The sequence below is a fragment of the Xanthobacter aminoxidans genome (assembly GCF_023571765.1).
Lineage (GTDB): Bacteria > Pseudomonadota > Alphaproteobacteria > Rhizobiales > Xanthobacteraceae > Xanthobacter > Xanthobacter aminoxidans.
Window position 1 is genome coordinate 42,969 of record NZ_JAMJXC010000009.1, and the last position, 13,111, is coordinate 56,079.

13 protein-coding genes are annotated in these 13,111 nt (G+C 65.8%); 5 read left to right on the forward strand and 8 right to left on the reverse strand.

What is annotated here, in order from left to right; translation table 11 throughout:
- The 8 genes from EJ105_RS14915 to EJ105_RS14950 form a co-directional block, all read right to left on the reverse strand.
- Window positions 1-981 carry a transketolase family protein gene (locus tag EJ105_RS14915; protein ID WP_250166962.1) on the reverse strand — a complete coding sequence of 327 codons (981 nt, stop codon included), beginning with the start codon at window positions 979-981 and terminating at the stop codon, window positions 1-3.
- Entirely contained in the window at window positions 974-1,753 is a 780-nt protein-coding gene (locus EJ105_RS14920) for a transketolase (RefSeq protein WP_250166963.1), read from the reverse strand. Before EJ105_RS14920 ends, EJ105_RS14915 begins: the two co-directional genes overlap by 8 nt.
- Before the next feature lie 123 nt (window positions 1,754-1,876).
- Window positions 1,877-2,590, reverse strand: a complete 714-nt coding sequence (locus tag EJ105_RS14925) for an ABC transporter ATP-binding protein (protein ID WP_250166964.1) — start codon at window positions 2,588-2,590, stop codon at window positions 1,877-1,879.
- Complete coding sequence (locus EJ105_RS14930) at window positions 2,574-3,317, reverse strand: ABC transporter ATP-binding protein (protein ID WP_250166965.1); 744 nt, start codon at window positions 3,315-3,317, stop codon at window positions 2,574-2,576. Before EJ105_RS14930 ends, EJ105_RS14925 begins: the two co-directional genes overlap by 17 nt.
- Complete coding sequence (locus EJ105_RS14935; RefSeq protein WP_250166966.1) at window positions 3,314-4,357, reverse strand: branched-chain amino acid ABC transporter permease; 1,044 nt, start codon at window positions 4,355-4,357, stop codon at window positions 3,314-3,316. Before EJ105_RS14935 ends, EJ105_RS14930 begins: the two co-directional genes overlap by 4 nt.
- Window positions 4,357-5,241 (reverse strand): branched-chain amino acid ABC transporter permease, encoded by an 885-nt coding sequence (locus EJ105_RS14940; RefSeq protein WP_029557333.1) that lies wholly within the window; start codon window positions 5,239-5,241, stop codon window positions 4,357-4,359. Before EJ105_RS14940 ends, EJ105_RS14935 begins: the two co-directional genes overlap by 1 nt.
- Window positions 5,242-5,389: 148 nt before the next feature.
- Window positions 5,390-6,646 (reverse strand): ABC transporter substrate-binding protein, encoded by a 1,257-nt coding sequence (locus tag EJ105_RS14945; protein WP_250166967.1) that lies wholly within the window; start codon window positions 6,644-6,646, stop codon window positions 5,390-5,392.
- 121 nt (window positions 6,647-6,767) lie between these two features.
- Window positions 6,768-8,339 (reverse strand): class I adenylate-forming enzyme family protein, encoded by a 1,572-nt coding sequence (locus EJ105_RS14950; RefSeq protein ID WP_250166968.1) that lies wholly within the window; start codon window positions 8,337-8,339, stop codon window positions 6,768-6,770.
- A 9-nt stretch (window positions 8,340-8,348) separates the two neighbouring features.
- On the opposite strand from EJ105_RS14950, the gene EJ105_RS14955 reads away from it, so the two are divergent.
- The 5 genes from EJ105_RS14955 (at window position 8,349) to EJ105_RS14975 (ending at window position 13,099) form a co-directional block, all read left to right on the forward strand.
- Window positions 8,349-9,494 carry a quinone oxidoreductase family protein gene (locus tag EJ105_RS14955; RefSeq protein ID WP_250166969.1) on the forward strand — a complete coding sequence of 382 codons (1,146 nt, stop codon included), beginning with the start codon at window positions 8,349-8,351 and terminating at the stop codon, window positions 9,492-9,494.
- On the forward strand, window positions 9,491-9,961 hold the full coding sequence (locus EJ105_RS14960; protein ID WP_250166970.1) for an acyl-CoA thioesterase: 471 nt from the start codon (window positions 9,491-9,493) through the stop codon (window positions 9,959-9,961). The genes EJ105_RS14955 and EJ105_RS14960 overlap by 4 nt, the downstream gene beginning before the upstream one ends.
- A gap of 74 nt (window positions 9,962-10,035) precedes the next feature.
- Window positions 10,036-11,205, forward strand: coding sequence for an acyl-CoA dehydrogenase family protein (locus EJ105_RS14965; RefSeq protein ID WP_250166971.1), 1,170 nt, complete (start codon window positions 10,036-10,038; stop codon window positions 11,203-11,205).
- Complete coding sequence (locus EJ105_RS14970; protein ID WP_250166972.1) at window positions 11,202-12,296, forward strand: acyl-CoA dehydrogenase family protein; 1,095 nt, start codon at window positions 11,202-11,204, stop codon at window positions 12,294-12,296. The genes EJ105_RS14965 and EJ105_RS14970 overlap by 4 nt, the downstream gene beginning before the upstream one ends.
- On the forward strand, window positions 12,293-13,099 hold the full coding sequence (locus EJ105_RS14975; RefSeq protein WP_250166973.1) for an enoyl-CoA hydratase/isomerase family protein: 807 nt from the start codon (window positions 12,293-12,295) through the stop codon (window positions 13,097-13,099). Before EJ105_RS14970 ends, EJ105_RS14975 begins: the two co-directional genes overlap by 4 nt.
- Window positions 13,100-13,111: the final 12 nt, after the last annotated feature.

Sequence of the window (13,111 nt, forward strand, 5' to 3'; positions counted from 1 at the left end):
CTACCTCCCCTCGACAATCGCCTGGACCAAGCGCGGCAGGTCGATGCCGTATTTGTGCTCAAGCCAGGCTTGCGCGCCGCATTCGAAGAAGCTGTCAGCAAGCGCGACCTTGACCATCGGCTTCATCAGGCCGGCCTCGTAGAGCGCCTCCACCACCAGCGTGCAGAGACCGCCCGAGATCTTGTGGTTCTCGGTGACGACCAGCCTGTCAAAGCGCTTGGCGAAAGCGATGACACCGTCCTTGTCGAAGGGCTTGAGGGTGGAGACATGGAGGACGGCGGCACTCACGCCGCGTTCGGCCGCGACCTTGGCCGCGTCGCGCGCCCGGGCCGACATGAAGCCCGTCCCGATCACGCCGACACTCTGGCCCTCGTGGATCACCTGCGCCTTGCCGGGAATGAAGCGATAATCCGCGCCGAGTTCCACCGGCACCTTGCCGCGCAGGTTGCGGACATACACGGTGCCGGGAATGTCGGCGACGGCCCGGACGACCTGCTTGAGTTCGGTCGCGTCGCACGGGTCGATCACGGTCAGGTCCGCGATGCCCCGCATCATCGAGATGTCCTCGGTCGCCTGATGGGTGGCGCCGTAACCGTTCATGAAACCCGGCATGCCGGCGAAGATCTTGACCTCCGCCAGGGCGTGCGCACAAGCGATGGCCACGAAGTCATAGGCGCGCCGCGTGATGAAGGCCGAATAGCTGGTGCAGTATGAGATCTTGCCCGCCTTCGCGAGGCCGGCTGCGGTCATGATCAGGGACTGCTCGGCGACGCCGACGTTGAAGAAGCGCTCGGGATGCGCGTCGCGGAACGGCAGGATGTCGCTGTAGCGTCCCATGTCGGCGGTCAATCCGACGATTTCGGTGCGTTCCTTCCCGAGCTGCGCGAGCTCCGTGCCGAAGGGGGCGAGCTCGAAGGGCTTCGCACCGGTGTCGACGATCTCGCCCATGCCGAGCGTGCGCCCGGAAACTTGCTCAGCCATGATAGTGAGCCTCCATCTCGGCGGTGAGGTCATCCCATTCGTCGTTGCCGACGCGGACGAAATGCGCCCGCTCGCGCTTCTCCAGTGTCGGAATGCCCTTGCCCGGAACGGTCCGCATGACGATCGCCTTGGGAGCGCCGTCCGGCTCTCGGGAGGCGGCGAGCGCCGCCGTCAATGCGGCCAGATCGTTGCCGTCGACCTCGCGCGTGTCCCAGCCGAAGCTGCGCCATTTCTCCGCGACCGGCTCGATCGCGACGTGGACCGCGCCGTCGGCCTGGATGCCGTTGCAGTCGATGAGCGCGACGAGATTGTCGAGCTTGAAGGTCGTTGCCGACATGGCCGCCTCCCACGTCGAGCCTTCCTGGAGCTCGCCGTCCGAGAGCTCGCTGAAGACGCGGGCGCCGTTGCGGTCCAGCCGGGCCGCCAGCGCCATGCCGACCGATTGCCCCAGTCCCTGCCCCAGCGAGCCGCCGCAAACCTCGATGCCCGGCACGTTCTCGAAGGTGCTCATCGGCAGGCGCGAGCCGTTCAAGCCGTAGGTCGGCAGTTCCTCAACCTGCAACATGCCCGCCTCGGCGAGGCAGGCGTAGAAGGCGATCGAGTAGTGCCCCGTGGAGAGCACGAACCGGTCGCGACCCGGCCAGTGAGGATCGGCGGGGTCGTAGCGAAGCTCGTGGAAATACATCGCCGAGAGAAAGTCGGCGATCGCCAGGCCCTGGGCGATGTAGCCCTCGCCTTTGCCGCTCGCCATCCGCATCATCAGGCGGCGCATATTGTGGGCCCGCTCCGCCAAGGCCTTCAGGTCGGGCTCCGTCGGAGGATGGTTTGTGTGCGTCATGGCAGGAGGGTCCGCGATCGTGACGGTGAAGGAGGAGATGCTGATGGCCGTGCCATCTCAGATGCCCAGATAGGTCGAGCGCAGATGCTCGTTCTCGAGCAGTTCGCGACCCGTGCCGGAGAGCATGACCTTGCCGCGCTCCAGCACGTAGCCGCGGTCAGCCATCGACAGCACTTGAAAGACGTTCTGCTCGATGATGAGGATCGAGATGTCGAGCTTCCGGACCTCGCCGATCGCCTCGAACAGCCGGTCCACCATCAAGGGCGCGAGGCCAAGCGAGGGTTCGTCGAGCGCCAGCACCTTCGGTCGGGCCATCAGCGCGCGCCCGACGGCCAGCATCTGCTGCTGGCCGCCCGACAGCGTCGAGGCCAGCTTGTGCCGGCGTTCCGCCAGGATGGGGAAAAGCTGGTAGACCTCCTCCATCGTCGTCTTCATGCGCGGGTAGGCGCGGTCATTATGGGCGCCGACCATCAGGTTCTCCTCGATGGTCATGCCCGTGAAAAGCTGCTTGCCCTCCGGGGACTGGACGAAGCCGGCGGCCGTGATCCTGTGCGCCGGCAGCTTGTCGATGCGCTCGCCATAAAGCGTAACCGTTCCCGCCGTCGCGCGGACGAGGCCGGATACCGTGCGCAGCAGCGTCGTCTTGCCGACGCCGTTGGCCCCGATCAGGGCGACGATCTCGCCAGGCATCAGCGCGAGCGACACGCCGTCCAGAACCTGGACGTCGCCATAGCCCGAGCGGAGTTCATCGAGTTCAAGCGCGGGCTGCATATCCCTCACCGAAATAGGCTTTGAGGACCTCGGGCTGCCGGACGACGTCCTTGGGCTTCCCGTTGGCGATGAGCCGGCCCGACTCCATCACGATGACGCGTTCCGAGAGCGCCATGATTACTTTCATCACATGCTCGACGATCAGGATCGTCACGCCCCGGTCGCGAATCCGGCGGACCAGCTCGACCATCTCCTGCGCTTCCGAGGGGGTGGCGCCTGCCACGACCTCGTCCATGAGCAGCAGCTTCGGTTCGGTTGAGAGGGCTCGGCCGAGTTCAAGCTTACGCCGATCGAAGGCCGTCAGGTGCTGGACCTCCGTCGCAGCCTGATGCCCCATCCCGAGAAAGTCCGCGATCTCCAGCGCTTTTGCCCGGATCTCGTCGATCTCGCTTCTGCGGACGAAACCGCCGACCATCAAGTTCTCGGCGACGGTCAGGTCGCTGAAGGGCTTCGAGAGCTGAAAGGTGCGCGCGATGCCGATCCGGCAGATGTCCCAGGGCTTGCGCCCGGCAATGTCGCGCCCCTCGAACAGGATGCGGCCCTGATCGGTGCGGAAATAGCCGGCGATCATGTTGAAGGCGGTCGTCTTGCCGGCACCGTTGGGGCCGAGCAGCGCCAGGATCTCGCCCCGGCGCAGGTCGAAAGAAAGATCATGGACGGCCTGCAATCCGCCGAAGCGCTTGGAGATGCCGCGCACCTGGAGCAGGGGCGTGCCGTCGCCACTCATGCCGACCTCCCGTTCTTCGACAGGCGCGACAGGATGCTCCTGAGAGGGTCGATCAGACCCTTCGGCAGGTAGAGTACGGCCAGGATCAGGATGATCCCGTAGATCACGATGTGCAGGCCGGGCAGCACGCCACCGAGATGACCGCGCGTGATCTCCGCGATCGGCGTGAGCAGTACCGCGCCAAGCAGCGGGCCGAAGACCGTGCCTTGGCCGCCGATAATGCTCATCAGTGCCAAGTCTATGGAGAATTCGACCCCGATCAGACGATCCGCGTTCACGTAGCGAAAGAACTGGGCGTAGAAGCCGCCGCCCACTCCGGTCATGAACGCGCTGATGGCCAACGCGACGAGCTGATAGCGCGCCGGGCTGATGCCGAGCGCTTCCGCCGCGTCGCGATCACCGCGGATCGCCTTGAGATAGAAGCCGAGCTTGGACCGTTCCAGCCGCCAGGTGGCGAGCAGGGCCAACACCAACATGACAAGGATGACATAGTAATAGGGCGTCTTGCCGTTGAACTGGAAGGCCACCCAGCTTTCTCCGACGAGCGGCACCGTGATGCCGGCCGCGCCGTTGAGCGGAATGCCGAGAAAGGTGTCGGTGTTCTCGACCCAGATCCGGATCATCTCGGCGAAGGCGATCGTGGTGAGGGCGAAGTACGGCCCCTTCAGCCGGAAGGTGGGGTAGCCCACGACGACCGACAGCATGGCCGCGAGGACGCCTCCCACCAGCATCCCGAGCCAGGGCGAAATGCCCAGGCGGGAGAAGATCAGCACCGTGGCATAGCCGCCAACGCCGGCGAACATCGCATGGCCGATCGAAAGCTGCCCGACATAGCCGCAGACGAAGTTCCAGGATGTCGCCATGTAGGCGAAGAGGAGAACGACGATGCAGGAATGGACGAAGTACGGATCGGGCATTGCGATCGGCAGAGCAAGCGCGACCACCCCTGCCGCGACCACGAGCAGAGTTGCCATGCGGCCATATCCCGACTTCGTCGCCAGCTGTGGGGCGCCCATGTTTTTGCTGATCCTGAGCGCCATCACAATTTCCCCATGAGGCCACCGGGACGCACCAGCAGGATCAGGATGAAGAGACCAAGCGAGAGAATCGCGGCCGAGGTCGCGGGCACGAACTGAGAGGCGATGGCCTCGAACACGCCGATGACGAGACCGCCCAGGATCGAACCCGGTATTGAGCCGATGCCGCCGAGCACCACGACGATGAAGGAGCGGATGCCGAAGGATAGGCCGACATTGGGCGTGATCGGGATGAAGGTCGCGAGCAGCGAGCCGAAGAGCCCGAGCAGCGCCGTGCCGACACCGAAAGTCACCGCATAGATCATCGGCACGTCGATGCCGGAGAGCGCGGCGGCGTCACGGTTCTGTGCCGTCGCCCGGATGGCGCGGCCCATGCGGGTCTGGCGCAGCCAGACCACCAATCCGATCGCGGCCAGGATGGCGGCCGAAAAACCGATGAAACGCTGCATGTTGACCGGAATCGGCCCCAGCATGATCGGCGGCATGTCCAGGCTGGTCGAGGCCGAGCGGACATCGGGCCCGAATGCCATCAGGGCGAGGTTATCGATAACGAGATAGACGCCGGCGGTTAGCAGCAGCGCCGACAGCGGCTCGACGACCAGCGCGCTCTCGCGCCAAATCAGCGGCGCGATGATGACGCGCTGGATGAAATAGCCCATGCAGAAGAGCAGTGGCACGGTGAATATCACGCTGGCATAGGGGTCGATGCCCGCCAGTGCTTGCAGCCAGTAGGCAGTATAGAGGCCGACCATCAGCAGCGATCCGTGCGCGAAGTTGACCACGCGCAGGACGCCGAAGATCAGGCTCAGGCCGAGAGCGACGCCTCCGTAGATGCCGCCAATCAGCAAACCGTTGACCACGGCGAAGCCAAGAATGAGTGGATCCATGAAATCGTCGGTTGCCTCTCGCTTTCCCGACAGCGCAGGAAAGCTGTCCTGCTCCAGCAGGAGGTTGAGGGTGACGACGGAGCGCAGTTGCGCTGCCGTCGTCGCGTGACGCGGCTGACCGGGTGGGGGCCTGGATCGACTGCTCCGCTCAGGATCGCGCCCCGAAGGCAGGCACCGGCCAGATCGGCTTGATGTCCTTCGCCCTGCTCTCTGCCGGCCATACGGTGCGGCGCTGGCCGTCGAGATTCTGTGAGATAGCACCGTGCGCGAAGGTATTCTGGCCGTGCTCGTCGAACTTGATGCGTTGGTAGCCGACATAGAGGGCTGGCCCCGAGGTGATGTCGGTCTTGGCGAGTGCGTCGCGCAGCTTGTCGCGATCGCTCGACGCGGCACGCTCCAGCGCGTCCTTCAGCACGTACATCGTCGCGAAGCCCTGCGCGCCATAGGCGCTCATGTTGTATCCGAGCAATTCGCGGAATTTCTTCTCGAGATCGTCGTATTCGGGGTAGCGCACGCCCTGCAGGGCGTCGACCTGCCGGTCCTCCTGCACGAAATAGTAGGCGACGGCCCTGGGTGAGATTGCCTTATAGAAGGCTGGATCTTCGGTGCCGCCGCCGACCGAATGGACGCCGTAGGGCAGATCCAGTCGCTGCTCCATCATCTGGCGCGAGAGCAGCAGTTGGTCCGGGGTGTAGAACGCGACGATGAGGGCGTCGGGCTTGGCGGCGCGAATCTTGAGGAGCTGGGAGGAAAAATCGACCTGGTTTGGCGGGGCGGCCTCGTCGAGCACCACGTCGTAGCCCCGTTCCTTGGCGAGCTTTCGGACATTGGCGGCGTGCGAGCGGCCCCAATCGGAGCCTTCGTAGAACATCGCGAGCGTCTTCGGCCCCTTGCCCGTCTCCTTCTTGAAGAAATCCATGGCGTCGATCTGCTCGCGGGCGTCGTAGATTGCCTTGTTGTTGAGGCGGAATACGTATTCGAAGCCACGCTCGGTGATCTCATCCTTGACGGCGCCCATGGTGAGCCAGGGCGTCTTGTAGCGCTGCGCCACTTCGCTGGCCGGGAAAGTGACGGCGCTGTTGAAGGCACCAGCCACGGCGGCGACGTTCTCGCGCTGAATCAGCCGCTCGGTTTCCGAGACGCCGATATCGGGTTTCGACTGGGAATCGCCGAAGACCAGCCTGATCCGGGCTCCACCGAGCGATTTGATGCCGCCTGCGGCATTGATCTGGTCCGTGGCGATCTGGGCCCCGACGCGCGTCTGCTGGCCGACCGAGGCCGAAACGCCCGTCAGAGGCAGAATCCAGCCGATCACGACCTCAGCCGGCTGCGCGAAAGCCTTCGAACCGAGTGCCATCGTCGCTGCTATGCCGAGCACGCCGCGCCGCGAGATCGAATGTGTCATCGTCTCCTCCCTGAGGTGAGCGTTTCCCGAGGGCTCTGTCGGCCCTTTGAGTGCTTCAGGTTCACCTGCTTCATCATGAGCGGCAAGGGGGACGCTGGCCCGCTGCGAAGACCATTCGGGCCTATGGGGCCGTCGCGGCGAGACGCTGGCGCAACTCCTTCTTCAGGACCTTGCCCATCGGGTTCTTCGGCAGTTCATCAATGACGAGCCAGCGGCGCGGCCGGGCATAGTCGGCGAGGCTGCGCGCGCAGAAGGCCGACAGGTCCTCGACATCGAGCGTCGCGCCGTCGCGTGCGACTACACAGGCCGCGACGTCCTCCCCGAGCGCGGGATGCGGTATCGCCACCACCGCCGCCTCGCGGATGGCTGGATGGCGGTAGAGCACCTCTTCGACCGCGACGGAGGCGACCTTGAGTCCCCCGCGATTGATCACGTCCTTGCTACGGTCGGTGAAGAAGAGGAAGCCGTCTTCGTCGAGATGGCCGACGTCCCCGGTGCGGATGCCGCCAGCGACGAAAGCTTCGGTGCTGGCTTCGGGCAGGCGAAAATAGCCCCGGGCCACGCCGGGTCCCTTGATCAGGATCTCGCCGGTCGTCCCGGCCGCCACGGGATTCGCCTGATCATCGACGACCTGGATCTCGCAATAGGGCATCGCCTCGCCGATCGAGCCGAGCTTGCGCCAGAGGTCGGCGGGTCTCAGGCGGGTTCCGGCCGGACCACTTTCCGTCATGCCGTAGATCTGAACCTGCTCGGTGTGCGGCCATTGCTGGTCGATCCGGCGGATCACGTCGGGCGGCATAGCCGAGCCGCCATACCCGATCCGCCTCAGCCGCGAGACGTCGCTCGGCTGCTGCGCATACTCCTCCATCAGGAAATGCACGACGGACGGAACGCCGTGATAAAATGTCGTGCCCTCGCTCGCGATCAGCCTGAGGCGGCCGCCATTGTCGAGTGGTTCCTCGAAGACCAGGCAGGCGCCGTAAACCCAGCACGACATTGCTCCCAGATTGAGCGCCGAGCTGGTGAAGAAGGGCCAGCCTCCCTGATAGAGATCATCGGCGCGAAGCTCCAGCGCCGCGCCGCAGCTAAGGCCGGCGCCGATCATCGTGCGCTGGCTGTGCATCACCGCCTTGGAGCGCGCGGTGGTGCCGGAGGTGAACAGCAGGCAGCCGAGGTCATCGGGATCTGCGTCCTCCGGCGGAGCGGGCGGCCACGCGCCGGTGGTTGGCTCGGGCCAGGGCTGCGCCTGCTCCGGAGCACCCGCCAGATCGCCGCAGACCAGCAGCCGCGCGGCGGGATAAAGGCCCGAAATTCTGTGTGCGCTGCGGGCCGTCGTGACGATGGCGGCAGGCTCGACGAGTTCCAGGGCGTGCGTCAGCTCTTCATCGGCGGAGCGCGTGTTCAGCGGAACGACGGCGGCTCCCAGCCGGAGCGCGCCCAGAGCCGTGAGCATGCACTCGCGACCGGCCTCGTTGCCGAGGAACACGCCGATCCGGTCGTTCCGGCCGAGGCCGAGCGCGTGCAGGCCGCTCGCCACCGCCTCCATGCGCGCCACGAGCTGCGCATAGGTCAGCCGGTCGCGGTAGCCGGTGATCGAGCGCGCGGAAAGTGACAGCGCATTCGGCCTCGCTTTCGCCCGCTCGCCGAGCAGCCGGGGGATCGTAAGGGCAAGGGCGGTGGATAGATCTGGCATGGGAGAACCGTGGCGTCGTTGCCATCGAGCTTGCCGTTTCGACCGGGCGCGTCAAAAGGCGGCTGGTCTCGCGCGCGGACCAATCACCCGATTGCCGAAGCGCTTCCGTGCGGCGAGCTTCGCGTCATCAGCAAATCCGCCGCGGGAGCGACCGAATTGAAAGCCACGGAAATCCGCATCGAGGCCTATGGCGATCCACGACAGCTCGCACCGGCAGCGGTGAGCCTGCCTGATCCGCAGAAGGGGCAAGTGCTCGTGCGCCAGACGGCTATCGGCGTGAACTTCATCGACTGCTACCATCGGCGCGGCGTGTTTCCGCTGCCAGCCCTGCCCGGAGCCATCGGCGTGGAGGCGGTGGGCGTCGTCGTGGCAACGGGACCGGAGGTCGCGGGCATTTCCGTGGGAGACCGCGTCGGCTATGCCGGCCCCCCCATCGGCTCCTATGCCAGCGCGCGCCTCCTCCCGGCCCGCAGCCTCGCGCGGCTGCCCGACGATATCGACGATCGCACCGCCGCGGCGCTGATGCTCAAGGGCATGACCGCGCACATGATCTTCACGCGTGTCCGCCCGCTGCGGTCCGGCGATAGCGTCCTCGTTCATGCCGCGGCAGGCGGGCTCGGCATCCTTCTCGCCCAGTGGGCCAGAGCTAAAGGCGCACGGGTCATCGGCACGGTCAGCACCGAAGCCAAGGCAGAGATCGCGCGCGCGGCCGGCTGCGATGAGGTGATTTTCTACAAGCGACAGGACTTCGTCGAGGAGACCCGCCGCCTGACCGGCGGCCAGGGCGTCGACATCGTTTGCGAGGGGATCGGCGGCGCGACGCTCGAGCGTTCGCTCGACTGCCTGAAGCCGTTCGGCACTGCCATCAATCTGGGGCAGATCGGCGAGCCGCTCTCCGCCGTGAACCTGGCCAGCCTCGGCCCACAGAGGTCGCTTTCTGTTGCCGTTCCGGGCGTCTTCGCGCATCTGCGCACGCTTGCCGACTTGCAGGCGGGGGTCGACGAGATGCTCGCACTGGTAAGAAGCGGAGTGCTCACCCCGCGGATCGGCCTTGAGCTGCCGCTCAACGATGCGAACGAAGCGCACCGCGCGCTCGAGGCCGGCGAAACGACGGGCGCCATCGTATTGGTACCGGCAGCGGAGTTCGGTGCATGAAGCAGACCCTGCAGGAAGAGCCCATGCTCGCCAGCCGCCGCTTCTTCAGGCACTGGCAAGGCACGACCGTCCGCCACTGCGATCTCGATCCGAACGACCACGTCACCAATTCGGTGTTCGGCGCCTGGTTCGACGACGGTCGCTACGGTCTGTTGAAGCAGTACCTTCGGCCGATCGTCGCTCAATCGGACGTCTTCGCGCTCGTGTCCGTCACCATCGACTTCTCGCGAGAGATCGCCTTCGGCGAGTTGCCGGAGGTTGGAACTGCGATCCTCGGGGTCGGCCGCAGTTCGATCATCATGGGGCAAGGGCTTTTCATCGCCGGAGCCTGCGCGGCAAGTTGCCGTTCCGTGACGGTGATGATGGACGGCGTGAGCCGCAGGCCACGCCCGCTGAACGAGGCAGAACGGGACATTCTGATGTCGTTTGCCGGCCTGCGCGAGAACGCGGCGGCCGATTGGTCTTGAGGGAAGCCGGGGGAGAACTTGCCGCACGCCTGTCATCCTGACGAAAACAGGCGGGCCAGCAACGGATCAAGACTTTGGATGCTTTCCTGACACCTGAAGAACGCAGCTTCCGCCGCGAGATCCGCGACGCCGTCGCTGCCATGCTGCCGCCCGAACTCGCGCAAAAGACCCGCGAGGGCATCCATCATTCGCGGCAGGACATGGCGCGGTGGAATGCGTTGCTCGACGCACGCGGATGGGGCGCCCACCATTGGCCTCAAGACCATGGTGGGCCGGGCTGGACACCCGTGCAGCGCTTCATCTTCGAGGCGGAATGCGCCGCCGCCGACGCGCCGCCGACCAGCGTCTTCGGAGTCTATCTGGTCGGCCCGACCATCTACAGTTTCGGCTCCGAGGAGCAGAAGCGGCGCTATCTGCCCGGTATCCGCTCGGGCGCCGAGTTCTGGTGCCAGGGCTATTCCGAACCTGAGGCGGGATCCGATCTCGCGGCCGTGCGCACGACCGCGCGGAAGGTCGAGGGCGGCTGGCGCATTGCGGGCCAGAAGGCCTGGACGACGGAGGCGCATTTCGCCGACCTGATGATCTGCCTCACCCGCACCAACACGGCGGTGAAGTCGCAGGCGGGTCTCTCTCTCTTCGTGCTCGACATGCAGGCGCCGGGCGTAACGATCACCCCCGTTATCACGATCGACGGCGCGCACAGCGTGAACTCGGTATTTCTCGACGATGTGTTCGTGCCCGACGAGGCGCTGATCGGCGAGGTCGACAAGGGTTGGACTTACGCCAAGTTCCTGTTGAACCACGAACGCACCAACAACGCGCAGGTGCATCGGTCTCGGCGGGAATTCGAACGGCTGAAGGCCGCTGCCGCGCTCTGCATCGGCGAGAGCGGCCGGCCGGCGCTCGACGAGCCGGGCCTGCGCCGCCGCTTCGCGATCGTCGAGCAGAAGCTTGGGGGGCTTGAGGTCACGGTGCTGCGCGTCCTCATCGATCAGACCCAGGGGCGGGAACCCGGTCCCGAGGCCTCGATCGTCAAGATCATCGGCTCGCAGCTCCAGCAGGCGATCACCGAACTTGCCATGGATGTGTTCGGCGCGGCCGCGGTCGTCGCCCCCGAGGCCGGCGGCGGAGAAACGGCCGGATGGACGGAGCGCCACCTCTTCCGACGGGTCGTGACGATCTATGCCGGCGCGAACGAGATCCAGAAAACGATCGTCGCGCGTTCAACACTGGGGCTGCGATGATGCGCCGATCTGCCGAACAGCTCGACGACGACCGCATGCTGCGCGAGAGCGCACGGAATTTCCTCGAGGCCCGTTGCGCCTGGATGCCGGAACCGCGAAGCGCCGCGATGTTCGCCGACTGGCATCGCGAGATCGCCGAGCTCGGCTGGTTCGCCGCAGGGCTACCGGAAGAGCTCGGTGGTCTCGGGGCGGACTCGTTCCAGGGGCTGTCGCTGATCGAGGAGGCCGGACGCGTGCTGCTGCCGCTCCCCCTCGCGACCGACATCCTGATCATGCCCTGGCTGATGCGGAGGCTGCCGAAAGCGCTGGCGTCGCTGGCTGAACCGCTGGCGGCGGGCCGCGCAAGGTTCGGGATCGTCCGCGAAGACGTTCGCTCTGGTGGATTGCGCCATATGGGCGGGAAACTGTCGGGGCGGGGACATCTCTCGCTCGACGCTGCCGCTGCGACGCACTGGGTCGTCCTGGCCGGGATGAGGTCCGTTGGGGACGCGGCCTTGCTTTGTGTCGAGGCCGCCGGAGCGGGGTTCCAACCGGTCAGGCTCCTCGACGGGCGCAGCGGCGCTCTGCCGCGTTTCTCGGGCTCCGAAGCCGCCGTTGTGTTGGCGACTGGCGACGAGGCGATCGAACTGGCCGCGGAGATCGAGGACCGGGCCGTCGCGGCCCTTCTGGCTGATGCCTACGGCGCGCTCGCGGCCGGGCTGGCTCTCACCGTCGACTATCTCAACCAGCGCAAGCAGTTCGGCCAGAGCCTAGGCTCGTTCCAGGCCGTGCAGCATCTCATGGCCGATGCCTTCTGCGATCTGGAGACCCTGCGCTCGCTCGCGCTGTGGACGGCGACGGCCCTGACGGGCGAGCCGACCGAGCGCACCCGCGCGGCAGCGTCCGCGAAGATCGCACTCGGACGCGAGGGGCTCGCGGCCGCCTCGCGGCTCATCCAGGTCTCCGGCGGGATCGCTATGACCGAGGACTACAGGATCGGCCACATCTACAAGCGCCTGCAGGTTTCAGCCGCCCTGCATGGCGGCACCGAAAGTCACATCGACAAGCTGGCGGCGCTTTCGCTGCCGCCGACAGGGAGGAACGAGGGATGAAACGTCCGCCGCTCGAGGAGCGTTACGAAAATCTCGTGATCACACGCGAAGGGCGCCTGCTTACGATCACGATGAACCGGCCGGACGCCCTCAACGCCGCAGACGAGCTTCTGCACGAGGAACTCGCCGACGTCTTCTACGACGTGGCGAATGACGAGGGATCGGACGTTGTCGTCCTCACCGGCGCTGGCCGTGCCTTCTCGGCCGGCGGCGACATCGACTGGATGCAGTCGGCGATCGACCGGCCCCACACCTTTGAGAAGACCATCCGCGAAGCCAAGCGTATCGTCTTCTCCATGCTCGATCTTGAAAAGCCGCTGATCGCGAAGGTGAACGGGCACGCCACGGGGCTGGGCTCGACGCTCGCGCTTGTCTGCGACGTGATCTTCGCCGCCGAGAATGCGAAGATCGGTGATCCGCACGTCTCGATTGGGCTCGTCGCAGGCGACGGCGGCGCGGCCATCTGGCCGCAGCTTATTGGCTATGCGCGCGCCAAGGAATATCTGCTGAGCGGCGACCTGATGCCGGCGACGAAGGCCGCGGAGATCGGGCTTATCAACCACGCCGTACCGGCCGAGGAACTCGACGCGGCGGTTGCATCCTATGTGGGCAAGCTGCTCGGCGGCGCGACCAAGGCGATCCGCTGGAGCAAGGTTGCAACCAATCTGGAGCTGAAGCGCATCTTCCACGCAATCATGGACACCAGCGTCGCCTATGAGGCCATGTCCAACCTGACGTCGGACCACCAGGAGGCGGTCAACGCCTTCAGGGCCAAGCGCAAACCGAACTTCACCGGCGGCTGACCCCCCAGCGTC